The organism is Pseudomonas sp. R151218B TE3479 (assembly GCF_053629195.1).
In genome coordinates this window covers 6,154,868-6,178,566 of sequence record NZ_JBRJHV010000001.1, presented here as the reverse complement: position 1 = coordinate 6,178,566, position 23,699 = coordinate 6,154,868, and the positions used below count along the sequence as shown (strand labels likewise).

Annotated in this window: 20 protein-coding genes; 8 read left to right on the top strand and 12 right to left on the bottom strand. The window is 62.8% G+C overall.

Annotated elements, in window-relative coordinates:
• Window positions 1-82: 82 nt before the first annotated feature.
• From AB7M32_RS26980 to AB7M32_RS26960, 5 genes are read right to left on the bottom strand one after another with little or no spacing between them, the layout of a single operon-like run.
• Entirely contained in the window at window positions 83-1,087 is a 1,005-nt protein-coding gene (locus AB7M32_RS26980) for an AAA family ATPase (RefSeq protein ID WP_092332372.1), read from the bottom strand.
• Window positions 1,084-2,247 carry a DUF4350 domain-containing protein gene (locus AB7M32_RS26975; protein ID WP_454251898.1) on the bottom strand — a complete coding sequence of 388 codons (1,164 nt, stop codon included), beginning with the start codon at window positions 2,245-2,247 and terminating at the stop codon, window positions 1,084-1,086. The genes AB7M32_RS26980 and AB7M32_RS26975 overlap by 4 nt, the downstream gene beginning before the upstream one ends.
• Entirely contained in the window at window positions 2,244-3,785 is a 1,542-nt protein-coding gene (locus tag AB7M32_RS26970; protein ID WP_454251897.1) for a DUF4129 domain-containing protein, read from the bottom strand. The genes AB7M32_RS26975 and AB7M32_RS26970 overlap by 4 nt, the downstream gene beginning before the upstream one ends.
• On the bottom strand, window positions 3,772-4,746 hold the full coding sequence (locus AB7M32_RS26965) for a stage II sporulation protein M (protein ID WP_454251896.1): 975 nt from the start codon (window positions 4,744-4,746) through the stop codon (window positions 3,772-3,774). Before AB7M32_RS26965 ends, AB7M32_RS26970 begins: the two co-directional genes overlap by 14 nt.
• The gene (locus tag AB7M32_RS26960) at window positions 4,743-5,468 is read right to left on the bottom strand and encodes an RDD family protein (protein ID WP_072408825.1); all 726 of its coding nucleotides are present in this window, start codon (window positions 5,466-5,468) and stop codon (window positions 4,743-4,745) included. Before AB7M32_RS26960 ends, AB7M32_RS26965 begins: the two co-directional genes overlap by 4 nt.
• Before the next feature lie 376 nt (window positions 5,469-5,844).
• On the opposite strand from AB7M32_RS26960, the gene sbcB reads away from it, so the two are divergent.
• Window positions 5,845-7,281: an exodeoxyribonuclease I gene (sbcB, locus tag AB7M32_RS26955; protein ID WP_454251895.1), complete on the top strand. Its 1,437-nt coding sequence runs from the start codon at window positions 5,845-5,847 to the stop codon at window positions 7,279-7,281.
• 83 nt (window positions 7,282-7,364) lie between these two features.
• On the opposite strand, the gene mvaT is transcribed toward sbcB, so the two are convergent.
• Window positions 7,365-7,742: a histone-like nucleoid-structuring protein MvaT gene (gene mvaT, locus AB7M32_RS26950; RefSeq protein ID WP_003205091.1), complete on the bottom strand. Its 378-nt coding sequence runs from the start codon at window positions 7,740-7,742 to the stop codon at window positions 7,365-7,367.
• Window positions 7,743-8,046: 304 nt separating this feature from the next.
• Here mvaT and purU point away from each other — a divergent pair, with 304 nt between their 5' ends.
• Entirely contained in the window at window positions 8,047-8,895 is an 849-nt protein-coding gene (gene purU / locus AB7M32_RS26945; RefSeq protein ID WP_060740880.1) for a formyltetrahydrofolate deformylase, read from the top strand.
• 187 nt (window positions 8,896-9,082) lie between these two features.
• Window positions 9,083-9,256: a hypothetical protein gene (locus AB7M32_RS26940; protein WP_170842278.1), complete on the top strand. Its 174-nt coding sequence runs from the start codon at window positions 9,083-9,085 to the stop codon at window positions 9,254-9,256.
• 4 nt (window positions 9,257-9,260) lie between these two features.
• Here the strand turns inward: AB7M32_RS26940 and AB7M32_RS26935 are convergent, their stop codons facing one another.
• Genes AB7M32_RS26935 through AB7M32_RS26925 form a run of 3 tightly spaced genes read right to left on the bottom strand, consistent with a single transcriptional unit; the run spans window position 9,261 to window position 12,128 of the window.
• Complete coding sequence (locus tag AB7M32_RS26935) at window positions 9,261-10,256, bottom strand: lysylphosphatidylglycerol synthase transmembrane domain-containing protein (RefSeq protein ID WP_454251894.1); 996 nt, start codon at window positions 10,254-10,256, stop codon at window positions 9,261-9,263.
• Window positions 10,253-11,020, bottom strand: coding sequence for a DUF2334 domain-containing protein (locus tag AB7M32_RS26930; protein WP_454251893.1), 768 nt, complete (start codon window positions 11,018-11,020; stop codon window positions 10,253-10,255). The genes AB7M32_RS26935 and AB7M32_RS26930 overlap by 4 nt, the downstream gene beginning before the upstream one ends.
• A gap of 16 nt (window positions 11,021-11,036) precedes the next feature.
• Window positions 11,037-12,128: a glycosyltransferase family 4 protein gene (locus tag AB7M32_RS26925; protein WP_083564522.1), complete on the bottom strand. Its 1,092-nt coding sequence runs from the start codon at window positions 12,126-12,128 to the stop codon at window positions 11,037-11,039.
• A gap of 330 nt (window positions 12,129-12,458) precedes the next feature.
• On the opposite strand from AB7M32_RS26925, the gene AB7M32_RS26920 reads away from it, so the two are divergent.
• Window positions 12,459-13,949, top strand: coding sequence for a helicase HerA-like domain-containing protein (locus AB7M32_RS26920; protein ID WP_454251892.1), 1,491 nt, complete (start codon window positions 12,459-12,461; stop codon window positions 13,947-13,949).
• 271 nt (window positions 13,950-14,220) lie between these two features.
• Here AB7M32_RS26920 and AB7M32_RS26915 read toward each other — a convergent pair whose 3' ends face one another.
• A complete protein-coding gene (locus tag AB7M32_RS26915) occupies window positions 14,221-14,676 on the bottom strand; it encodes a DUF721 domain-containing protein (protein WP_003205074.1) in 456 nt (151 codons plus the stop codon).
• A gap of 307 nt (window positions 14,677-14,983) precedes the next feature.
• Between AB7M32_RS26915 and secA the strand changes: the two genes are divergently transcribed.
• The 4 genes from secA to AB7M32_RS26895 all read left to right on the top strand — a co-directional run bounded on the left by secA (window position 14,984) and on the right by AB7M32_RS26895 (window position 20,936).
• Window positions 14,984-17,719, top strand: coding sequence for a preprotein translocase subunit SecA (gene secA, locus AB7M32_RS26910; RefSeq protein ID WP_454251891.1), 2,736 nt, complete (start codon window positions 14,984-14,986; stop codon window positions 17,717-17,719).
• Window positions 17,720-17,998: 279 nt separating this feature from the next.
• Window positions 17,999-19,216, top strand: coding sequence for a bifunctional glutamate N-acetyltransferase/amino-acid acetyltransferase ArgJ (argJ, locus tag AB7M32_RS26905; RefSeq protein WP_072408806.1), 1,218 nt, complete (start codon window positions 17,999-18,001; stop codon window positions 19,214-19,216).
• Between the two features lie 146 nt (window positions 19,217-19,362).
• Window positions 19,363-19,995: a glutathione S-transferase family protein gene (locus tag AB7M32_RS26900; RefSeq protein ID WP_454251890.1), complete on the top strand. Its 633-nt coding sequence runs from the start codon at window positions 19,363-19,365 to the stop codon at window positions 19,993-19,995.
• Window positions 19,992-20,936: a Nudix family hydrolase gene (locus tag AB7M32_RS26895; protein ID WP_454251889.1), complete on the top strand. Its 945-nt coding sequence runs from the start codon at window positions 19,992-19,994 to the stop codon at window positions 20,934-20,936. Before AB7M32_RS26900 ends, AB7M32_RS26895 begins: the two co-directional genes overlap by 4 nt.
• A gap of 121 nt (window positions 20,937-21,057) precedes the next feature.
• On the opposite strand, the gene AB7M32_RS26890 is transcribed toward AB7M32_RS26895, so the two are convergent.
• Window positions 21,058-21,639: a cob(I)yrinic acid a,c-diamide adenosyltransferase gene (locus AB7M32_RS26890; RefSeq protein WP_454251888.1), complete on the bottom strand. Its 582-nt coding sequence runs from the start codon at window positions 21,637-21,639 to the stop codon at window positions 21,058-21,060.
• Between the two features lie 2 nt (window positions 21,640-21,641).
• Entirely contained in the window at window positions 21,642-23,678 is a 2,037-nt protein-coding gene (locus tag AB7M32_RS26885; RefSeq protein ID WP_072408797.1) for a sensor histidine kinase, read from the bottom strand.
• Between the last annotated feature and the right edge of the window lie 21 nt (window positions 23,679-23,699).

Genomic DNA, 23,699 nt, shown 5'->3' with positions numbered 1-23,699 from the left:
GACAAAACCAGGGGGCCGCTTCGCAGCCCAGCGGGGATAAATCCCCTCGCCACATTGAGTCCCTCCATCACGAAGTGCGTATTCACAACCGCGGCGCCGGCACTTGATCGAGCAGTTGCCCCAGCACCTGGTCCACCGACAGCCCTTCGATGTCCAGTTCCGGCGCCAGCCGTACCCGATGGCGCAGTACGGCCAAGGCGCAGCCCTTGATGTCGTCCGGCACCACGAACTCGCCGCCGCGTAACAACGCCCGCGCCCGGGCACACCGTACCAGGGCAATCGACGCGCGGGGCCCGGCGCCGAGGGTCAGGCCCGGCCAACTGCGGGTGGTGCGGGCCAGGCGCACGGCGTAGTCGAGCACCTGGTCGTCCATCGGCAGGTCGCTGGCGATGCGTTGCAACGCTTGCACGTCCTTGGCCTGCAGCACCATGCGCAGTGGTTGCACGTCGAGCATGTCGGCACGGGTCGAGCGGCTTACCTGGCGCACCATGTCCAGCTCCTGGTCGGCGTCCGGGTAGTCCATGCGCACCTTGAGCATGAAACGGTCGAGCTCGGCTTCCGGCAGCGGGTAGGTGCCTTCCTGTTCGATAGGGTTCTGGGTGGCCAGCACCATGAACGGCTGGCTGATGGGCAGGGCGCGGCCTTCGAGGGTGACCTGGCGTTCCTGCATGGCTTCGAGCAGCGCGGCCTGGGTCTTGGCCGGGGCGCGGTTGATCTCGTCGGCCAGCAGCAGGTTGGTGAACACCGGGCCCTTGCGCAGCTTGAACTGCTCGGTCTGCAAGTCATACACCGCGTGCCCGGTGACGTCGCTGGGCATCAGGTCGGGGGTGAACTGGATGCGCGCGAACTCGCCGTTGAAACAGCGAGCCAAGGCCCGCACCAGCAACGTCTTGCCCAGCCCGGGAACGCCTTCGAGCAGCACGTGGCCGCCGGCGATCAGTGCCGTGAGCACATCGTCGATCACGCTGGCCTGGCCGACCACCGCCTTGCGCAGCTCGGTGCGGATCGCCTGGGCCAACTGACTGGCGCGCTGGCGCTGTTGGGCGGCGTGGGCCTGGCCGTCGGTAGGTTCGTTCTGTTCAGTCATAAGGCATTCCTGAGAGTTTGCAAATGGACGACCTGGCGGCAGAACTCTGCGCTGGACATACGCTGTTTCGGCCGTGGGCTCAAGGCCTGGCTGATGGCCCGCGTGGGTTGCCGAGTCAGGCGGGCGAGTACTTGCCATTGTTCGGCGACGGCCAGTTGTTCGAAGCCTGGGTGAAGATGGCGGGCCCGGCGCAGCACGTCTTGTTGCAAGGCGTGCAACAGGTGCTGCTGGCCGTTGTGGCGCAGGTGGAAACCGGCGCTGGCCTGTACGTGCTCTTCCAGCTGGCGCCGGGCCTGGGAGGCCGGTGGTTGCAGCGGGCCGTGGCGCACCGCCGAATGCCAGAACCACAGGGCAACCAAGGCCAGCAGTGCCACCAGCGCCTGGGGGAAATAGCGCAGCAACAGGGTCAGCAAGGTGTCGTGGTCGGTATTGAACAGCAAGGTGACGTCCGTGTCGGCGCTCAAATACCAGAGCAGCCAGGCGTTGTCGTACTGGTCGATGGCGTCGTTCTTCCACAGCTCGGCGTCGGTGATCACCGTGATCGTGCCGAGGCCGAGGTTCAATTGCATCATGTGGGTCGACAACGCGCTGTTGGCCCAGGCCTGGGCCAGGTTATGCGGGTCTTCGAGGTGGAAGTCGGTGTCGAAGCTGGCATACGCTGGCGCTTCTTCGTCTTCCAGGTAGAGCTTGGTCAGTTCCGGGTAACGGTCCTTGATCAGTTCGGGCGCGGGCTCCTTGAGGTCTTCGCTCAGCAGTTGGCGCAGGCGCACGCGGTCGAGCAGCAGGTCGCCGCTGCTGCCGGTGTTCTTGTCCCACAAGGCTTCGGCCACAAAGACTAGGCGTCCGCCGGCCCGGGTCCAGTTCATCAACTGTTCGACTTCCCGTGGCGTCATGTGGGTGCGCTCGCCCAGCAACAGCAGGCTATGCTGGCGTGGCTCCAGGGTGGGCAGCACCTCCAGACTGTTGGCGTGCTCGACGTTGATCCCCCGCTGGCGCAGGAACAGTTCGGCGGCCAGGTAAGGGTTGGCCTGTGCTTGCGGGGAGGGGCCGTGCTCGACGACCTCTTCATAGGGCACGGCCTGGGTGTAGAGATAAAAACCGAATGCGCACACCACGGCGGCCAGCACGGCGCCGATCAGCCACCCCGCGTGCCGGCTCATCGAGACGCTCCCGGCCCGAACAACCCGCGCCAGCCGTCACACAGTTCCTGTTGCAGGTGGGGCGGCGGCGGGCGATGCCCATAGGCAATATTCTGCCAATGCAGGGTCAGGCTTTTGCTGAAGCCCAGCAGGTTGTCCTGCTCGAGCTGTTCGACGCGTTGCAGCACCTGGCCTTCGGTGTCGGACGGTTTCAAGGGGATCTTGAAGTCATGATGCAACCGGCTGAGCAGCGCCCGGTACAGCAGGCCCAAGGCCTCACGGGGTTGCGTGGCCCACAGCTGTTCGACGCTGGCGGCGACGTCGGTCGGCAGGCTTTCTTCACGAATATCCAGGCCGAACATATGTGCCGGTGCCGCTTGTTCCACGGGCAGGCGTTGCGTCGACCGCCGATTGACCAGGGCTTTGAGTCGTTCCCGGTAGTGCCAGGCCAGCCAGACGATCGCACCTGCCAGGCAGGCCCATAGCGCGACCTGGATCAGCGCGGCGGCGATGTCGAAGCGTTGGCCGCCGAGCCATTTGAACAGGGCCTTGAGCCAGTTCGGTTTTGCCTCGGTCTGGTCGGTGGGTTCGGCGGTTTCTTCGCCGAAACGATAACGGGTGACGGTCTCCGGGTTCTTGAACGGCGCGGCCTCGAGGATCGCCTTGATACCGGCCCGGGAGGCTTCGCTGGTCAGGGGCTGGTTGAGCAGCCGCGGGCTGTCGGGGGCGTTGGGCTCCTCGTCGGCCCACGCCGGGGGCGCCAGCGGCAGCATCACCAGGGCCAGCAGCAACAATGCCGGGGCCATGCCGCTCAGGCGCTGGCGCAGGCGCCGGAACACCAGTTCGATGTCCCACGCTTCGAGGATCGTGCGCCGGTTCAGGTAGAGGCTGAAGCCGCAGGCGACGTACACCGGCTCCCACAAGATCAGCAGCAGCGGGTAGAGGAAGTTGACCAGGTGTTCGAACCACAACCAGTCGTGCTCGGCTGCTGACACCAGCGTCTCCCAGTCCCATTGCAGTTCGACTTGTTGCGGCACGAACAGATAGAACAGGGCCATCAGGCCGAACCATAGGGCGGTTTCCAGGTGCATGCCGATGATGGTCAACCATTGCGCCGCGCCGCGGTTGCGTTGCAGCAGTACCCGTATGCGTTGCTCCCGCGCCTGACCGGCGAGCCCTTCGAGTTGCACCACCGGCAGCAGGAAGCTGCGGCTCAGGCTCAATCGGCGCCAGGTCAGGCTCGCCAGCAACTGGGGCTTGAGCAGCGCCGGCCATTGGCGCAAGGCCTGCCTCAAGGTGGGGGTTTCACCAAACAGCGCCTTGGAGAGGATGTACAGCGGCAGACGGTCAAAGGCCGGTTTCAACCACCAGAACAGCATCACCACCAGGGACGGTGAGTCCCACAGCAGCAGGGTCAGCAACAGGTACACCGGCAGTGTGATGATCGCCCAACTGGTCATCAGCAAGCGTCGATGCTGCTGGCTCATCAACACGCCAAGGTCCATGGCTTCCCAGGTGGTGCGTGGGCGGATGACGACGGTGGCATCACTCAGGCGCATGGCGGGCCCGTCCGGCAAGCGACAGATAGCTGATGACCAACAGCCACAACAAGCCGCCCACGGTGTATTTGGTGGCGGGCGTTACCGCGCTGGAAGACCAGTAGGCCTCGATGAACGCAGCGATGAGCAGGAACAGCATCACGCCGCCGATCATCAGCACGCTTTTACCCGCCGCGAGCCGCAAGGCCTCGCCTCGGGTGAGGCGTCCCGGGGCGATCAACGCCCAGCCCAGTTGCAGGCCCGCGGCACCGGCCAGGGCGATGGCGGTGAGTTCGAAAGCGCCGTGACCGATCACGAACGACCAGAACGTTCCACCGGAACCGATCTGGGTCAGGTGTCCGGCCACCGCGCCAATGGTCAGGCCATTGAAAAACAGGAAGAACGCGCTCCCCAGCCCAAACATCAAGCCACTGGCGAACGTCTGAAAGGCAATGCCGATGTTGTGCATGATGTAGTAGCCGAACATGACCCAGTCTTCGCTGGCGGCCCGTTCGACCGAGCGCCCCAGGTGCCCGGAGGTCGGGTCATACATGCTGCGGATCTGGCTGATTTCGTCGGCGCCCAACACGCTGTAGACCAGCTCCGGGAACAGATAGACCAGCAGCCCGATGCCGACCAGACTGCCCAGGAACATCAGGCTGGCAGCCAGCACGAAGCGCCATTGCTCACGCACCAGTCGAGGGAAACCGACCAGGATAAAGGCCGAAAGGCTGGCCGATGGTCGGCTGCGATCCCGGTAGAGTTGCTGGTGACCGCGCAGCGCCAGTTGTTGCAGGGTGTCCACCAGCAAGCTGCTGTAGCCCCGGGCCTGGGCCAATGCCAGGTGATGGCAAAGCCGTCGGTAGGCGGCAGGGAAGTCACTGCTCTGGGGTACGTTGCGGCTGCGCTCCAACTGATCGAGTTGCTGGGCCAGGTGCTCCCATTCTCCTTGGTGGCGGCTTTCGAACAGGCTTTGCTTCATGTCGGCCCCAGCAGGCCGCGGGCGATGCCATTGAGTTCGGCGGTGGCGTTCGGCACCTGGACGTTCAGGGGCGCGGCCAGGATCGCGGCCAGTTCGTTGACCCGCGCCTGGGACAGCTCTGCCTGGCGTTCGGCGAAGCCCAGCACGGCGCGTTGCTCATGCAGGTTCAGGGTGAAAGGCGTGCGTATCGGCGGGGCCATGGGCAATGCGGGGCGTTTGACCGGTTGCTCGCGATAGACCACCAGCGTACCGGCCGCGAGATCGCCCAGGCGCTTGAACGCCGGATGCTGCAAGCAGCAGATGGCCCCGAAGGTGTAGCCGAAGGGCAGCATGTCGACGAAACGCAGCAGGTTACGGATCAACGACGCCGACCAGCCGATGGGCCGGCCATCGTCCTGCACCACGCGCAGCCCCATGATCTGCTTGCCGGGAGAACGCCCCTGGTTGAGTACCTCGAACAGCACCATGTACCACCAACTGACGACAAACAGCAGGATGGACCCCAGGCCGAGCCCCAGCTCGCCGAAAAACGCCAGGACCAGGAAAAAAACACCCAGGACCAAGCCGCGTATGCCCAAATCGATGGTGAAGGCGATTGCACGCGGCATCAGCCCCGCCGGGCGCAGTGGCAGGTCGATGCCCTCCGGCGTTTCCACCTGATAACGCGTGTCCAGGGGCGCGGGCAGCGTCGCGTTCCTTTGCAGTGCTGGTGTCTCGAGCATGGGCAACCTGTGATGGGCCGATCCGAACATTCAATCTCGGCCCCGATGCTAGCAGTCTTCGTGCGGGCAAACGATAGAACTGTGCAGGTCATTTCAAGGTTTGCAACAGGATTGAGAAGGCGAACACTGGCTGCATCATCGGGAGGGATTGAACATCGCAGCGATGAGCAGCGGAGTTCAACTGTGGGAGCGAGCTTGCTCGCGATGACGGCAGCCCATTCAATATTGATGCAAGCTGGACCACCGCTATCGCGAGCAAGCTCGCTCCCACATGGGGTCGTGGAACCCCACACTGGCATTCAAAAGTTACAGCACTGCTGGCCGCAGGCAGGTTCGAGCGCCTAGACTTCGCCAGTCTTCAGTTCAGGAACAGCCCGTGACTTCCATCTTCTGGTACGACTACGAAACCACCGGCATCAACCCGCGTTGCGACCGGCCCTTGCAGGTGGCGGGTATCCGTACCGATTTCGAGCTCAATGAAATCGACGAACCGGTGAACCTGTATTGCCGGCCCAGCGATGACATCCTGCCGCACCCGGCGGCCTGTGCGATTACCGGCATCACTCCGACATGCCTGGCCGAAAAAGGCTTGAGCGAAGCCGATTTCATGACCCGTGTCCATGGCCAACTGGCCGCGCCCGGTACTTGTGGCGCCGGCTACAACACCCTGCGTTTCGACGATGAAATGACCCGCTACAGCCTCTATCGGAATTTCTTCGACCCGTACGCACGGGAATGGCAGGGCGGCAACAGTCGCTGGGACTTGATCGATCTGGTGCGCACGGCCTATGCGCTGCGCCCGCAAGGCATTGTCTGGCCCCAGGAGGACGGTCGCGTCAGCCTCAAGCTCGAACGTCTGACTGCCGCCAATGGCATCGATCATGGCCAGGCCCACGATGCGTTGTCGGACGTGCGCGCGACCATCGCCCTGGCCCGCCTGATCCGTCAGCGGCAGCCGCGGCTCTACGACTGGCTGTTCCAGTTGCGCAGCAAGCAGAAGGTGATGGACCAGATCCGCCTGCTGCAGCCGATGGTGCATATTTCCGGTCGCTTCTCGGCGGCGCGCAATTACATCGGAGTGGTATTGCCGTTGGCCTGGCACCCGAAAAACCGCAACGCCCTGATTGTCTGCGACCTGCACCTGGACCCCCAGGGCTTGTTGGACCATGACGCCGAAAGCCTGCGCCAGCGTTTGTATACCCGTCGCGAAGAACTGCTCGAAGGTGAGTTGCCGGTGCCGCTCAAGCTTATCCATATCAACAAATGCCCGGTGGTCGCGCCGTTGTCAGTGCTGCGCGTCGAGGACCAACAGCGGCTGGAGCTGGACATGGAGGGTTATCAACAGCGCGCATTGCGGCTAACTGACGCACAGAAAGTTTGGCAGGATAAACTTCAGGCTATTTATGGCCGCGAGGACTTCACCGCCAGCGAGGATCCCGAGCAACAGTTATACGCGGGCTTCTTGGGCGATCGCGATCGGCGTTTATGTGAACAAGTGCGCATGGCGGATCCGGCGCAATTGGCTCAAACGCAATGGCCTTTCGATGATGAGCGTCTGCCGGAACTATTGTTCCGATATCGTGCACGCAACTTTCCAGACACCTTGAATCCCGAAGAACAGGGGCGCTGGAGAATTTTCTGTCAACAACGTCTGTCCGCCCCGGAATGGGGAGCGCCTAATACCTTGCAAAGTTTTGACGAGGCGATGGGAGAGTGGCTGGCCCTGTCTACGCCGAGGCAGCAAGAAGTACTCGTGGAATGGCAGGGCTACAGCCAGCAATTGCGCAAACGTTTAAGCCTTGAATCGCAATGAGATGAAAAGATAACAGGCATAAAAAAACGCCAGTAATCACTGGCGTTTTTTTGTTCGCAAAGAAGCTTGCGCCGCGGCGAGGCTTAGCCCAGCAGGGTTGCCCAGCCTTCTACCACGTCACCGCCCCACTTGGCTTTCCACTCTTTCAGAGTCTTGTGGTTGCCACCTTTGGTTTCGATGACTTCACCGTTGTGCGGGTTCTTGTATTGCTTAACTTTGCGAGCGCGCTTGGTGCCGGTAGTTTTCACGGCGCCACGTGGGGCTTTGCTCGACTTGGCTTCTGGATCCAGCAGGGCAATGATGTCGCGCAGCGACTTGGAGTATTCGCCCATCAGCGTGCGCAGTTTGCCTTCGAACTCAAGCTCGGTTTGCAGTTTGTCGTCTTGCGACAGGTTTTTCAGGCGAGCTTGCAGTTCTTTGATGGCTTCTTCTGTGGCGCGGTATTCATTGATCAAGGACATGTGGACTACCTTATGTAGGACGCGGGTGACAAGGAGACAGTGCGGCAATAGTAATCAGACAGTTTCATCAAGTAAACATTTAACCGGTGTTTTATTTAATTAATTAGTGCTGCGCCACAAAAACGCCTGTTGCAGTTAAATACCGCGACAGTGTCTTCACATCTGTTCACATATAATCTGCCTTCCCGGGCCTCGCCGGCCATGGCCTGGGACTGTCGACCAGGATCCGGCGTGTCATCGATACTGCAGTTTTGCCGCGCAATGGCTAGAATGGCCGCCTTTGCGAAGTTCTGGAGTTCCCCTAATGCGCACTTTTCGTCTGGTGATTGCTTGCCCGGACCGCGTCGGTATCGTTGCTAAAGTCAGTAACTTTCTGGCGTCCCATAACGGCTGGATCACCGAAGCGAGCCATCACTCGGACAATCAAAGCGGTTGGTTTTTCATGCGTCACGAGATTCGTGCCGACTCGCTGCCCTTCGGCATTGAAGCCTTTCGTGAAGCGTTCGCCCCTATTGCCGAAGAGTTCTCGATGGACTGGCGTATCACCGACACCGCGCAGAAAAAACGCGTGGTGCTGATGGCCAGCCGCGAGTCTCATTGCCTGGCTGACCTGCTGCACCGCTGGCACAGCGATGAGCTCGATTGCGACATCGCCTGTGTGATTTCCAACCATGATGACTTGCGCAGCATGGTGGAATGGCACGGCATCCCGTACTACCACGTGCCGGTCGACCCGCAGGACAAGCATCCGGCGTTCGCCGAGGTCTCGCGTCTGGTCAAGCAGCACGATGCCGAGGTAGTGGTGCTGGCTCGCTACATGCAGATCCTGCCGCCGGCCTTGTGCAGCGAATACGCCCATAAGGTCATCAACATCCACCACAGTTTCCTGCCGTCGTTCGTCGGGGCCAAGCCGTACCACCAGGCGTCGATGCGCGGTGTGAAGCTGATTGGCGCCACCTGTCACTACGTGACCGAAGAGCTGGATGCCGGCCCGATCATCGAGCAGGACGTGGTGCGCGTCAGCCACAGCGACAGCATCGAAGACATGGTGCGTTTCGGCCGTGACGTAGAGAAGATGGTGTTGGCCCGCGGCCTGCGTTATCACCTGGAAGACCGGGTGCTGGTGCACGGCAACAAGACCGTGGTCTTCTGACCGGGTTTGGGGCGCTTGTAGGAGCTGCCGAAGGCTGCGATCCTTTGATTTTCTCTTTAGCTTGAGACTCAAGCGGTAGGGGAAAGATCGCAGCCTCGCTTCGCTCGTCAGCTCCTACAGGCGCAGCCGAGCGGGAGCAATCTCTGGGCACAATGATTCGGGCAACCTTCTTACGAGAGCACGCGCCATGACCGATCCATTGGACAAAGCCACCTCCAAGGCGCCAGCCACCCTGGGCGAGGGCTGCCTCAGCCGCTATGACCCCGACGCGTTGAGCCCGGAGGATGGCACCGAGTTTCCCGACGCCGCGCAATTGTGGGAGCAATTGCATCCCCAGGACGAGCCCGAACAGACGCCGTGACCGGTCAGGCTTGCCTGAGCCTGATCAGCTTCTTGATCAACGGCCGCCCGACCATCAGGAAGAACACCGGCCCGCCGGCCACCAGGTAAAAGTAATAGGTCACTGCCCGCCAGATCAGGATCGCCGCCGCTGCGGTGGACTTGCCCACCATGGGAGCCAGCAGCGCCGCCGACGTCAGCTCGGCCGCCCCGGCACCGCCCGGCAGCAGGCTGAACTGTCCCGCGCTCAAGGACAGCATCTGGATCAGGAAACTCCAGGCCCACTGCAGGTCCGCGCCCAGCCCCTTCAATGCCAGGTACAACACGCTGTAGCGCAGCGCCCAATGCAGGCAGGTCAGGCCGAAGACCTGGAACAGGGTCTGTCGTGGCAATTTCAAGGTGTCGGTGAAGGCCGCGAGGAAGTTCAGGATCTTGCGGCCCCAGCGTCGGCGTGTGGCGGTCTTTACCCGCAAGTGCCGCAGCACACGAGCCCCCAGCAGAATCAGCCGGCGGTGATAACGGGCCACCAGCACGCAGCCGAACAGCCCGCCAAACAATGAAATCGCGCTCAACGCCAGCATCCATTCCAGGCGCTGGCTGAGGTTCTGGAACAGCGCGTAGAACAGAATGCCCACCAAGGCGCAGAGGAAGAACAGCAAGTCGCTCAGTTGGTCCATGGCGAACACCGCGCTGCCATGGGCCGGGCGCACACCGTTGCGCGCCAGCAGAGCCATCAGCGTCAGCGGGCCGCCACTGCCTCCGGGCGTCGCGCACATGGCGAATTCGGTGGACATCACCACGCCCATGCTTTTCCACCCGCCGATGCGCCCACGGTATTCCCCCAGCAGCAGGCGCAGGCGCAGGGAGTTCAAGCCCCAGCACAGCACGATCATGCCGAGCATGGCCAGCAGCAGGGACAGGGGAAAGCGTTGCACCCGCGACCACATTTCCCCGCCGCCGACCAGCAGCGGCACCAACAGCGCCGTGAGCAGGGCGGCGCCCAGCCAGATCAGCCGTTTCATGCGGCGCTGCGGGCCCGCAGCCCCTGGGTTGCCAGCCAGCCGACCTTGGTCATCGGCACGCGACCGTCGTTGAGCAGGCGTTCGAGGGTGCGCAGCCAATAGTCCCGGGAAAATCCGTGGCGCATGTCCACCGGGTGCAGGCCCAGACGAATCACCGGGGCCTGGCGCCAGCGTTGTTCACGCTGGTCGCTGATGACCTTCGACAGGCCACGACGCCAGGCACTGCGGGCACTCCAGACCAGGCCCGGCGCGTCGATGGCGCTGAAGTCGGGCAGGCGATAGAGGTGTTGGGTGTCACTGGTGTAGCTCAGCGGTAATTGGCGCAAGGCTTGGCGTGTGCCTTCGCTCATCAGCCAGGCTGGGGCGACGAAACCTTCCAGCGGCCAATGGTAACGCTCAAAGGTGTCGATCCCGGCGCGCAGGCGGGCGAGGGCGGCGGCCTCGGACAGGTGGTAGAACTCCCCTTCATGGGTATAGACCCGGCGCATGAACCAATCCTTGGGGTGGCGGGCGGCAGGGCCGTCGTCGCAATGATAGTAGCCATGGAGCACCAGCTCGTCGCCGCGCTCGACCCGACGGTCGAGCAGGCGGCGAAAGTCGGGGTGAGCTTCCAAGGCATTGGTGCGGTGGAAGTCCGGCACCACCAGCCATGTCATCGGCACCTGGCCGAGGGCATCCACGGCCTCGACGAAGGGCTGGTAGTCGGGCCAGGTTTGCGGTGCTACGTCATGCAACACCAATAGCACGCTGGGCGAAGAACTCATCGACACGGTCCTCGCCTCAACCATTGGCCAGCAACGGCATTTGTTCGCCGAGCACGGCGTAGTAGTGCCCCAACAAGCTGTTGACCACGGTGTCCCAGGCGTAATGACGCTCCACATGCCGGCGTGCCAGCAGGCCACGGCGTTCGCAGCCTTCGCTGAAAAGTTGCCGCACGGCATTGGCCATGGCTTGCGGATTGTTGGGTGTGCACAGCAGGCCGCAGTCCTCGTGGACGATTTCAGTGAAAGCACCGGCCGCCACCGCCACCACGGGAATACCGCTGGCCATGGCTTCGAGGATCACCAGGCCGAAGGTCTCCTGATCGCCGGCGTGCACCAGGGCATCGGCGCTGGCCATGAGCCGGGCGACTTGCGGCGCCGGGCAGAACTCGTCGACCACCGTGACGTTGTCCGGCACCACGGCGGGCATCGATGAGCCCACCAACAGCAGGTGATAGCGCTCGCCCAGGCGTTTCATGCACTTGAGCAGCACCGGCAGGTTTTTTTCCTTGGAACCGCGACCGGCGAAAATCAGCAGGCGCGCGTCTTCGGCGATACCCAGCTCGGCCCGCAGTTCCGGGTCGCGGGCGGCGGGGGTGAAGGTTTGAAGGTCAACGCCCAAGGGTTGCACATAGACGTTCTTGACCCCCAGCCCGGTCAGCTTGTCGGCCATGACCTGGCTCGGCGCCAGGACCCGGTCGAAATTGCCATACAACTTGCTGACATAGGCTTCGATATTGGGGGTGAACCAGTTGCCCATGCGGTTGCTCACCAACAGCGGCAGGTCGGAGTGATAGAAGCCGATGACGGGCACGTCGAGCTGACGGCGGGCATCCAATGCGGCCCAGGCGGTGAGGTACGGATCGCCGACTTCGATCAGATCCGGTTGCAGATCGCGCAGGACATTGCGCCACGGCGCCAGGCGAAGGGGGAAGCGATAGCCCTTGCCGAACGGCAGCGCAGGGGCTGGCACCTTGTAGATTCCGTCGTGCTCGCTCAAATGCGCGCCGGGGATCAACAGGCTGTGGCGAATACCGGGCCGATCGCCCAGGCGCCGGTGCTTGGCATCCAGATAAGTGCGCACGCCTCCGCTGGCGGGGGCGTAGAACATGGTTATGTCCGCTATATGCACGATGAACGTCCCTCCGGTCTGTGTTCTCCTGTGTTGACCTTTATGAAGAATAGATGTTCGGTTGGGGTTGTGGGGTGGGTGTGCTGCCAGTGGAGTATTGCTGGGTTTGACAGGGCCTCATCGCGAGCAGGCTCGCTCCCGCGGAGATTTGGGGCGGGGCACGGATCCCATGTGGGAGCGAGCTTGCTCGCGATAGGGCCAGCCCAGGTTGGCAGCTATTATTCCTGCTGCCAGGGCCTTAATGCGCCAGGCATGCTTTTATATAAGCGTGCAAAATGGCGTCATATCGCAAACACCACGGGTGACCACATGCCTGACTCATCGCAACTCGTTATCGGTGCCGACCTCAGCGGCCAGCCCATCGCCCAGGCCATGCGCCTGGCGAACCGTCATGGCCTGGTGGCGGGTGCCACCGGGACTGGCAAGACCGTCACCTTGCAACGCCTGGCCGAAATGTTCAGCGATGCCGGCGTGGCGGTGTTCGCGGCGGATATCAAGGGTGACCTGTGCGGCCTGGGTGCTGCCGGCAACCCCCAGGGCAAGATCGCCGAGCGCATCGCCGGCATGCCCTGGCTCAACCACAAGCCCCAGGCTTATCCGGTGACCTTGTGGGATATCCACGGCCAGTCCGGGCATCCACTGCGCACCACCCTGAGTGAGATGGGGCCGTTGTTGATCGGCAGCCTGCTGGAACTCACGGACAGCCAGCAGTCGGCGCTCTATGCCGCGTTCAAGGTGGCCGATCGAGAAGGTCTGTTGTTGCTGGACCTCAAGGACCTGAAGGCGCTGCTCAATCATCTCAAGGACAACCCCGAACTGCTGGGGGACGACGCGGCGCTGATGACCACCGGCTCCAGTCAGGCGCTGCTGCGGCGCTTGTCCACTTTGGAGCAGCAGGGCGCGGACGCGTTGTTCGGCGAGCCGGCGTTGCAGCTCGAAGACATCCTGCAACCGGCCAGCGATGGCCGTGGCCGCATCCACTTGCTCGACGCCAGCCGCCTGGTCCACGAAGCGCCGAAGGTCTACGCGACGTTCCTGCTGTGGCTGCTGGCCGAGCTGTTCGAGCAGTTGCCCGAGCGCGGCGATGCGGACAAGCCGCTGCTGGCGCTGTTCTTCGATGAGGCGCATTTGCTCTTTGCCGGTACGCCCAAGGCTTTGCAGGAGCGCCTGGAGCAAGTGGTGCGCCTGATCCGTTCCAAGGGCGTGGGGGTGTATTTCGTGACCCAGTCGCCGGGCGACTTGCCGGACGATGTGCTCGCCCAGTTAGGGTTGCGCATCCAGCACGGTTTGCGGGCCTTCACGGCCAAGGAACAGAAATCCCTGCGGGCGGTGGCCGACGGGTTTCGGCCCAACCCGCAGTTCGATGCCCTGGCGGTGCTGACCGAGCTGGGCATCGGTGAGGCCCTGGTGGGCACCTTGCAGGAAAAAGGCACGCCGGAAATGGTCCAGCGGGTGCTGGTGGCGCCCCCGCAATCGCGCATCGGGCCGCTGAGCGAGGCCGAGCGCGCCGGGTTGATCGCCAGTTCGGCGCTGCAAGGGCGCTACGACAAGCCCATTGATCGCGAGTCGGCCTACGAAGTGCTGATGGGACGCAAGGGGCTGGAGCCCCAGGCCGAAGCGGTGCCGGGCAAGTCCACCGCCGAAGAACCCAGCTTCACCGAAAAGGCCGGCGAGTTCCTTGGCACGGCAGCCGGCCAGGCGCTCAAATCGGCGATGCGCCAGGCGGCCAATCAACTGGGCCGGCAGCTGGTGCGCGGGTTGATGGGGTCGTTGCTGGGGGGCAGCAAGCGGCGCCGGTAGTCGGGGCCGAGTTGCCCCCTTCGCGAGCAAGCTCGCTCCCACAAGGGACGGCGTTGTACACAAAATAAGTGGCCGCTGCAGTTCCACTGTGGGAGCGAGCTGGCTCGCGAAGGCGGTTTGGCAGGCGAAAAGTGTGCCGGCTGAGCTGCCGCTAACGCGAGCAAGCTCGCTCCCACAAGGGATCGGCGTTGTACACAAAATAAGTGGCCGCTACAGATCCACTGTGGGAGCGAGCTTGCTCGCGATCGCTATATAGCCAACGCCGAAAATCTCAATCCTTGGGCCGCGCATGTGCGGCCAACCGCTCCAGCGCCGCCCGCAGGTTAGGATCGGTGATGCCGTCGGCGGTGGCCTGGATGGTCGCCGCGGCGTCGGTGGACAGATCCAGCGTATGGCCCTTGGCGCCAACCTGGACAGTGGGCGGTTGCACCTTGAACAGGATCCGCGTCAAGTTGGCGAATTCTTCGAACGCCTGGAGTTGGCGCAGCAGGCGTTTTTGCTGGTAGCGCAGGCGCGTAGCCCAGTGGCCGTCGGTGACGATCAACAGCAGGCTGCCTTCGCGCCAGGACGCCACGTGGCAATGCTCGCGCGCGGCCGGTTGCAACTGGCTGTCCAGCAGGCGCTGCAAATGGCCCAGGCGTTTGGCGTGGCCGAAGATGGCTTTCAGCGGCTTGGCTTCGCGCAGCAGAACGGCGGGCGCCTTGGCTGGAAGAGGGCGGAAGGCCATGAATGAATACCGCAAGTGACAGAGGCGCCATGGTAGCAGAAAGCGCCGGACGCGCCTCGACCCTCTCGTCCAGCGGCTTTTGGCTACGCAATCAATGAATAACTTCTGCGCTTTGTGGGTTGAAGTTCGCGCAAAAGCCCTTATTTTAGGGTGGCCCCGTCACAGCGCTGTGCCAGCATCGTGGAATAACGCCACTTTCCTCTCCATCGTTTCCGGGTAGAATGCTCGTTCGCATGCGGCCATGAGGGCTGCACGGGCGACTCATGGGGCCGCCCTCCATCCCTTTAGTGTGGAAGATCCTGCCGATATGTTTGCGCCTTTGTTAAAGAAACTTTTTGGAAGCAAGAACGAGCGTGAAGTCAAGCGCATGCTCAAGACGGTACAGACTGTCAATGCCTTCGAAGAGCAAATGGTGGCCCTTTCGGACGATCAGTTACGCGCCAAGACTGCCGAATTCAAGGACCGCATCGCCAAGGGGGAAACCCTTGACCAGCTCCTGCCCGAAGCCTTTGCGGTCGCCCGTGAAGCCGGCAAGCGGATCATGGGCATGCGCCACTTCGACGTTCAGTTGATCGGCGGCATGACCTTGCACGAAGGCAAGATCGCCGAAATGCGTACCGGTGAGGGCAAGACCCTCGTGGCGACCCTGGGTGTGTACCTCAACGCACTGTCCGGCAAGGGCGTGCACGTGGTGACGGTCAACGACTACCTGGCTCGCCGCGACGCCAACTGGATGCGCCCGCTCTACGAATTCCTCGGCCTGACCGTCGGCGTCGTCACGCCGTTCCAGCCGCCGGAAGAGAAGCGCGCCGCCTATGCCGCCGACATCACCTACGGCACCAACAACGAATTCGGCTTCGACTACCTGCGCGACAACATGGCGTTCAGCATGGAAGAAAAATTCCAGCGTGAACTCAACTTTGCCGTGATCGACGAAGTCGACTCCATTCTCATCGACGAAGCTCGTACCCCGCTGATCATTTCCGGTCAGGCTGAGGACAGCTCCAAGCTGTACATCGAGATCAACAAGCTGATCCCGCAGCTCAAGTTGCACGTCGAAGAAGTCGAAGGCGAAGTGACCCAGCCTGGGCACTACACCATCGACGAGAAGACCCGCCAGGTCGAACTCAACGAGGCCGGTCACCAGTTCATCGAGGAAATGCTCACCCGCGTCGGCTTGCTGGCCGAAGGCGAGAGCCTGTACTCAGCCCATAACCTGGGCCTGCTGACCCACGTCTATGCCGGCCTGCGTGCCCACAAGCTGTTCCATCGCAACGTCGAATACATCGTCCAGGATGGCCAGGTCGTGCTGGTGGACGAACACACCGGCCGTACCATGCCGGGTCGTCGCCTGTCCGAGGGCCTGCACCAGGCCATCGAAGCCAAGGAAGGCCTGAACATCCAGGCCGAGAGCCAGACCCTGGCCTCGACCACCTTCCAGAACTACTTCCGCCTGTACAGCAAGCTGTCCGGCATGACCGGTACCGCCGACACCGAGGCGTTCGAATTCCACCAGATCTACGGCCTGCAAGTGGTGGTGATCCCGCCGAACAAACCGCTGGCCCGTAAGGACTACAACGACCTGGTGTTCCTGACCGCCGAAGAGAAGTACGCGGCGATCATCAACGACATCAAGGAAGGCATGGCCCAGGGCCGTCCGATCCTGGTCGGCACCGCCACCATCGAGACCTCCGAGCACATGTCCGCCTTGCTCAACAAGGAAGGCATCGAGCACAAGGTCCTCAACGCCAAGTTCCACGAGAAGGAAGCCGAGATCATCGCCCAGGCCGGTCGCCCGGGTGCGCTGACCATCGCCACCAACATGGCCGGCCGTGGTACCGACATCCTGCTGGGCGGCAACTGGGAAGTGGAAGTCGCCAGCCTGGAAGACCCGACCCCCGAGCAGATCGCGCAGATCAAGGCCGACTGGCAGAAGCGTCACCAGCAGGTGCTCGAGTCTGGCGGTTTGCAGGTAATCGCCTCCGAGCGTCACGAATCGCGTCGTATCGACAACCAGCTGCGTGGCCGCGCCGGTCGCCAGGGCGACGCCGGTTCCAGCCGTTTCTACCTGTCCCTGGAAGACAGCCTGATGCGCATCTTCGCCTCTGACCGGGTGAAGAACTTCATGAAGGCCCTGGGCATGCAGCCCGGCGAGGCGATCGAGCACCGCATGGTGACCAACGCCATCGAGAAGGCCCAGCGCAAGGTCGAAGGCCGCAACTTCGATATTCGCAAGCAACTGCTCGAGTTCGACGACGTCAACAACGAACAGCGCAAAGTGATCTATCACATGCGTAACAGTTTGTTGGCCGCCGAAAACATTGGCGAAACCATCGCCGATTTCCGCCAGGACGTGCTCAACGCCACCGTCAGCGCCCACATCCCGCCGCAGTCGCTGCCGGAACAGTGGGACGTCGCCGGCCTCGAAGCCGCCTTGCAGAGCGATTTCGGCGTGGCATTGCCGATCCAGCAATGGCTCGACGAAGACGATCACCTGTACGAAGAAACCCTGCGTGAAAAACTGCTGGCCGAACTGATCGCTGCCTACAACGAGAAGGAAGACCAGGCGGGCGCCGAGGCACTGCGCTCCTTCGAGAAACAGATTGTGCTGCGGGTACTGGACGATTTGTGGAAAGACCACCTGTCGACCATGGACCACCTGCGCCACGGTATCCATTTGCGTGGTTACGCCCAGAAGAACCCGAAGCAGGAGTACAAGCGCGAGTCCTACACGCTGTTCTCCGAGTTGCTCGATTCGATCAAGCGCGACTCGATCCGCGTGCTGTCCCACGTACAGGTTCGCCGCGAAGACCCGGCCGAGGAAGAAGCCCGCCTGCGCCAGGAAGCCGAAGCCCTGGCTGCGCGCATGCAGTTCGAGCACGCCGAAGCCCCTGGCCTGGAAGTGGTCGCCGAAGAGGGCGTCGATGTGGATGTCGCCCTGGCGACCGCACCGGTGCGCAACGAGCAGAAGCTGGGCCGTAACGAACTGTGCTATTGCGGTTCGGGCAAGAAATACAAGCATTGCCACGGGCAGATCCAATAAACCCGTTTCAAGGCTGAACCACCCGCGCCGCGACTGGCAGTGGCCTGTGTGGCTAGTGCGTTAGTTCAAGTTCGGATGCCAGAAGTCCATAGCCAAGGCGCTGTGACGAGTCATAGGCCGCTATGGCGAGGAGCAGCAACGCAGGATATGGACTTCTGGCGCCGAAGTTGACTAACAGCACTAGCCATACAGACCACCTTCCGTCGCGGCGTTTTGCCATTTTGATTCGCCGTCCCAATGGGTGCGGCGTCGATAGACATCTAATTTAGGAGCGCATTCATGGCTGTTGGTCTTGGTCCGTTGCCCACGCTGCACCCGGTTGCCGGTTTTGAACTCGGTATTGCCTCGGCGGGCATCAAGCGCCCCGGGCGCAAGGACGTCGTGGTCATGCGTTGCGCCGAAGGCTCGACGGTGGCGGGTGTGTTCACCCTCAACGCCTTTTGCGCCGCGCCGGTCATCCTGGCCAAGCAACGCGTGCAGGGGCCGGTGCGTTACCTGTTGACCAACACCGGTAACGCCAACGCCGGCACCGGCGCGCCAGGCCTGGCCGCCGCCGAGCGCACCTGCGCCAAGCTGGCGGAATTGACCGGCGTCGACGCCAGCCAGGTGCTGCCGTACTCCACCGGCGTGATCGGCGAACCGCTGCCGGTCGAGAAGATTGAAGGCGCGCTGCAAGCCGCCCTGGACGACCTGTCGGAAAACAACTGGGCCGCCGCCGCCACCGGCATCATGACCACCGACACCCTGCCCAAGGGTGCGAGCCGTCAGTTCGAGCATGACGGCGTGACCATCACCGTCACCGGCATCAGCAAAGGCGCTGGCATGATCCGGCCGAACATGGCGACCATGCTCGGCTACATCGCCACCGACGCCAAGGTCTCGCGCCAGGTGCTGCAAGACCTGATGCTCGACGGCGCCAACAAGTCGTTCAACCGCATCACCATCGACGGCGACACCTCCACCAACGACTGCTGCATGTTGATCGCCACCGGCCAGGCCAACCTGCCGGAAATCACCGAGGCCAGCGGCCCGCTGTTCGAAGCCCTGAAACAGGCCGTGTTCGACGTCTGCATGGAAGTGGCCCAGGCTATCGTGCGTGACGGTGAAGGCGCGACCAAGTTCGTGACCGTGCAGGTCAACGGCGGTGGCAATCACCAGGAATGCCTGGACGTCGGCTACACCGTGGCTCATTCGCCGCTGATCAAGACCGCACTGTTCGCCTCCGACCCGAACTGGGGCCGCATCCTCGCCGCCGTCGGCCGGGCCGGCGTGCCTGAGCTGGACGTGAGCAAGATCGACGTGTTCCTCGGCGAAGTCTGCATCGCCAGCCAGGGCGCCCGCGCTGCAACCTACACCGAAGCCCAGGGCGCGGCGGTGATGCAGCAGGAAGAAATCACCATCCGTATCGAGTTGGGGCGGGGTGATTGCAGCGAAACCATCTGGACCACCGACCTGTCCCACGAGTACGTCAAGATCAACGCTGAATACAGGACTTAACAGGTTCGGGACCGAGTTGCTGCCATCGCGAGCAAGCTCGCTCCCACAGGGATTTGCGGGGTGACTGACCGCCGATCCCCTGTGGGAGCGAGCTTGCTCGCGATGGCGGTACAGCCTCTACAAAACCACAAGAAAGGAATCCAGGCATGAGCCTGCACCTGATCATTGGCGACCAACGCATTTCTTCCTGGTCCCTGCGCGGCGCGCTCGCCCTGGCCCTGACCGGCGCGAAGTACACCGAAGAACTGGTCAGGCTCGACCAGCCCGACACCCGCGAAAAACTGCTCAAGTATTCGGCCACGGCCAACGTCCCGTTGCTCAAGACCGAATTCGGCGTGATCGCTGATTCCCTGGCGATTGCCGAATACCTGGCCGAACAGTTCCCGCAGGCCGGTCTCTGGCCCAAGGATGTGGCCGCCCGGGCCCAGGCACGCTCGGCCTGTGCGCAAATGCACAGCGGTTTTTTCGCCATCCGCAGCCACATGCCGTTTGACCTGCTGTGCGATGCACCGCCGTCGCCCATGCCGGCTGAGGTCCAAGTGGAAATCAAGCGGATGCTGGCGCTGTGGGCCGAATGCCGTGCCGCGGCGACCGAGGCCGGTCCCTATCTGTTTGGCCGCGTCAGCCTGGCCGACGCGTTTTTTGCCCCTGTTGCCGTGCGCTTGCGCACTTATCAGGTGAAACTGCCCGAGGTCGATGAGGCCTACGTCGAAACCCTATATCAATGGCCAGCGTTCAAGGCGTGGCAACAAGCTGGCCTGGAGGATACTGCGCGGTGAAACGAGTCCATGTGGCGGCAGCGGTCATCCGCGATGCCGCTGGCAAAATCCTGATCGCCCGACGGGCCGACACCCAGCACCAGGGCGGCCTGTGGGAATTTCCTGGCGGCAAGGTCGAGGCCGACGAATCCGTCGAAACCGCCCTGGCCCGTGAACTCCACGAAGAGCTGGGCATTGTCGTCGACGCCGCCCGGCCGTTGATCAAGGTGCGTCACGATTACCCGGACAAGCAGGTGTTGCTGGATGTCTGGGAAGTCTCGGCGTTCACCGGCGAGCCCCATGGCGCTGAAGGGCAACCGTTGGCCTGGGTGACGGCCCGCGACCTGATGAATCATGAGTTCCCGGCGGCCAATCAGCCGATCGTCGCGGCGGCCCGTTTGCCGGCTGAATACCTGATCACCCCGGAAGGCCTTGAGACGCCGGCCTTGCTGCGCGGCATGCAGAAGGCGATTGCCGGCGGGATCAAGTTGGTCCAGCTACGCGCCCCCAACGGCTACGACCCGCAATACCGCGACTTGGCGGTGGATGCGGCGGGGTTGTGTGCTGGCAAGGCCCAACTGATGCTCAAGGGGCCGTTCGAATGGCTGGGGGATTTTCCTTCTGCTGGTTGGCATATCACTGCCGCACAACTGCGCAAGCATGCCCCGGCCGGTCGACCGTTCGGCAAGGACCGCTGGCTGGCGGCCTCCTGCCATAACGCCGAGGAGCTGTCCCTGGCGCAGCAAATGGACGTGGACTTCGTCACGCTTTCGCCGGTGCAGCCGACTCAGACCCATCCCGATGCACAGCCGTTGGGGTGGGCAGAAGCGGCGCGGTTGATCGAGGGCTTCGACCGGCCGGTTTATCTGTTGGGTGGGGTCGGGCCCGGTGAACGGCAAAAAGCCTGGGAAGCCGGGGCGCAGGGTGTGGCGGGGATTCGGGCGTTTTGGCCAGAAGCTTGAGAATGTGGTGCAGCAGCTGACGCCATCGCGAGCAAGCTCGCTCCCACAGGGGGGCTGTGAACACCGCAGATCCAGTGTGGGAGCGAGCTTGCTCGCGATGGCGGCCTGGACAACTTTCTGATCAGTCCCCAGGCTTGGCCGCCGCTTCCCACAGCACCTCCGCCACTCCTTGCCGCCGGGCAATGACTCGCGCGGCCACGAACAGCAAGTCCGACAACCGATTGATATAGGCCAACCCCGGCCCCGTCAGCGGCTCTACCGCGTTCAATTGCTGACAACGTCGCTCGGCACCGCGGGCAAGGCTGCGGCAGACGTGGGCCTGGGCGATCAGCGTCGAGCCACCGGGCAGGATGAAATTTTCCAGTGGTCCCAATTCCTCGTTCCACACATCGATCGCCGCTTCCAGCCGCTCGATTTCCGCCACGTTCAAGGCTTGGTAGGCTGGCATCGCCAGCTCACCGCCCAGGTCGAACAATCGATGCTGACAAGGCCCCAGCACTTTGCTGACTTCCTTCAGCGCCGGGTACCGGGCCGTTTCGACGGCGAGCCCGGCCAGCAACAAGCCCAACTGACTGTTCAGCGTGTCCACTTCGCCGATGGCCTCGACCCGTGGGTGGTCCTTTGCCACGCGGCGACCATCGCCCAACCCGGTTTCACCTTTGTCGCCGGTGCGGGTGTAAATCTTCGACAGGCGAAAACCCATGCTCAACGCTCCAGTTGTTTGTTTTCCTGCGTCACCATTGAGGTGCCCGTCAGGGGCAGGCGCAGGGTGAAGCAGGTGCCTTGGCCTGGCGCCGACTGCACTTCCATCTGGCCCTTGTGGTTGTTGGTGATGATGAAATACGAGACCGACAGCCCAAGGCCAGTGCCCTGGCCGATCTCCTTGGTGGTGAAGAAGGGCTCGAAGGTGCGCTTGCGCACGTTCTCGCTCATGCCGATGCCGTTGTCCTCGACCTGGATTTCAGCCCATGGAGGATTCAGCCGCGTACGCAGGATAATGCGCCCGGGTTCGCTGTCGTCCTGGCGTTGATGGATCGCCTGGGCGGCGTTTTTCAGCAGGTTGAGCAGCACCTGTTCCAGTTCGTTGGCCGTGCCGGGCACCGGGCCCAAGTTCGGGTCGAACTGACGGATGATCGCTTGGCCTTTGAAGTCGAAGCCGATCGCCAGGTCGAAATCATTACCGGCGATTTCCACCGCCTGGTCGATCAGCGCCGGCAGGTCGCAGGGCGCCATCTGCCGCGTGCTGCGCCGGCTGAAGCTGAGCATGTGGGTGACGATTTTCGCCGCCCGGGCGCCGGCCTGCTGGATGCCGTCGAGCAATTGCGGGATTTCCCGGCTTTCCAGGTAGCGGTTGACCACCGGCAATTCGATGCCCAGTTGCTCGGCCTGTTCAAGGTTCTTGGGCAGTTCCGGTGACAGGCGACGGCGGATGTTCTGCACGTTGTGCAGGATCGCCCCGAGCGGGTTGTTGATCTCATGGGCCATGCCCGCCGCGAGGCCGCCGACCGAGAGCATTTTTTCCGATTGCACCATCATTTCCTCCAGCGACAGGCGCTGGGTGATGTCGTCGATGCGGATCACCACACCCCGCCCGGCGCCGCCCATCAGTGGATAGAACGTCAGGGCGTAATGCCGGGCCTCGTCGTCCTTGGTCCAGGTGACGCGTTCGATCTTGGCCACCGTATGTTGCTCCACAGTCTGCTTGAGCTGGGGCAGGTACGGCTTGAGCGGTTCGAAGGCGAGGAAGATCGGTTGGTTCAGGGCCTCGTCCAGTCGCGTACCGGAGAGGGCGCTGGCTTCCTGGTTCCATTGGGTGACGTAGAGTTGCTCGTCGAGGGCGATGAGGGCCGACGGCATGGAGTCGATGATGCTGTTGAGGTAATTCTGGAAGCCCGTGAGTTTTTTCTCGATCTTGCTGCGCACCTGGACTTCCAGTTCCAGCTTGCGATTGGTATGGCGGGTTTCTTCCGCCAGGCCCTGGGCCTGGTCGTAGGCGGCCTGGGAGTCGTCCCGCGCGCGCTTGAGTTGCTGCTCCCGGGCTTCGATTCGCGAGAGCATGGTATTGAATGCCTCGGCCAGGCTGCCGATCTCATCGTGGTTGCCCCGTGCGGCGCGCAGGGCATAGTTCTCCTCGCGGGTGACCTGGCGGGACAGCTCTTCGAGTTGATGAATCGGTTGGGTGATCAGGCGTTTGATCTGTTGGGCGATGATCAGCCACAGCAACACGCTGAAAATCAGGATGCCGAGGCTGGCGGTCAGGGTGCCGGTGTAGAACGCAGTCGGCAATTCGCTGCTGGCCACCAGCAACAGATGGCCCGGTGTCGTGCCGGGGCGGGGCAGGGTGATGACCTGGTTACTGCGAAACTCATTGGCCTGCCAGGCTTGTATGTTGCGGAAATGGTCCGGCAGCTTGAGCTTTTCGCCCTGTTGCAGTTGTGCCAGGCGATCGCCCTGGCCGTCGTACAACGCCGCCGCCCGTAGCGGTGCGTAGCTGTTGAGCTCGTCGAGCAGGCGCTGGGCGCTTTGTGGCGATTGCAGGGCGTCGGAGATCAGGCTCGGGTTGGCGATCAGTCGACCAATGGTCTGCAGGGCCTGGGGCGCCATGCTTTCCTGGGAGATGTAGTAGGCGGCGCTGATAAAGGTCAGGTTGGCCACCAGCAGGACAGTGGTCAATAACACCAACAGGGCGGCCAGCAGTTTCTGGCCGACCGGGAGGTTTTCAAGGCGCTGGCGCAATGGCATCAGACTCGTCGCTAAGAAGGA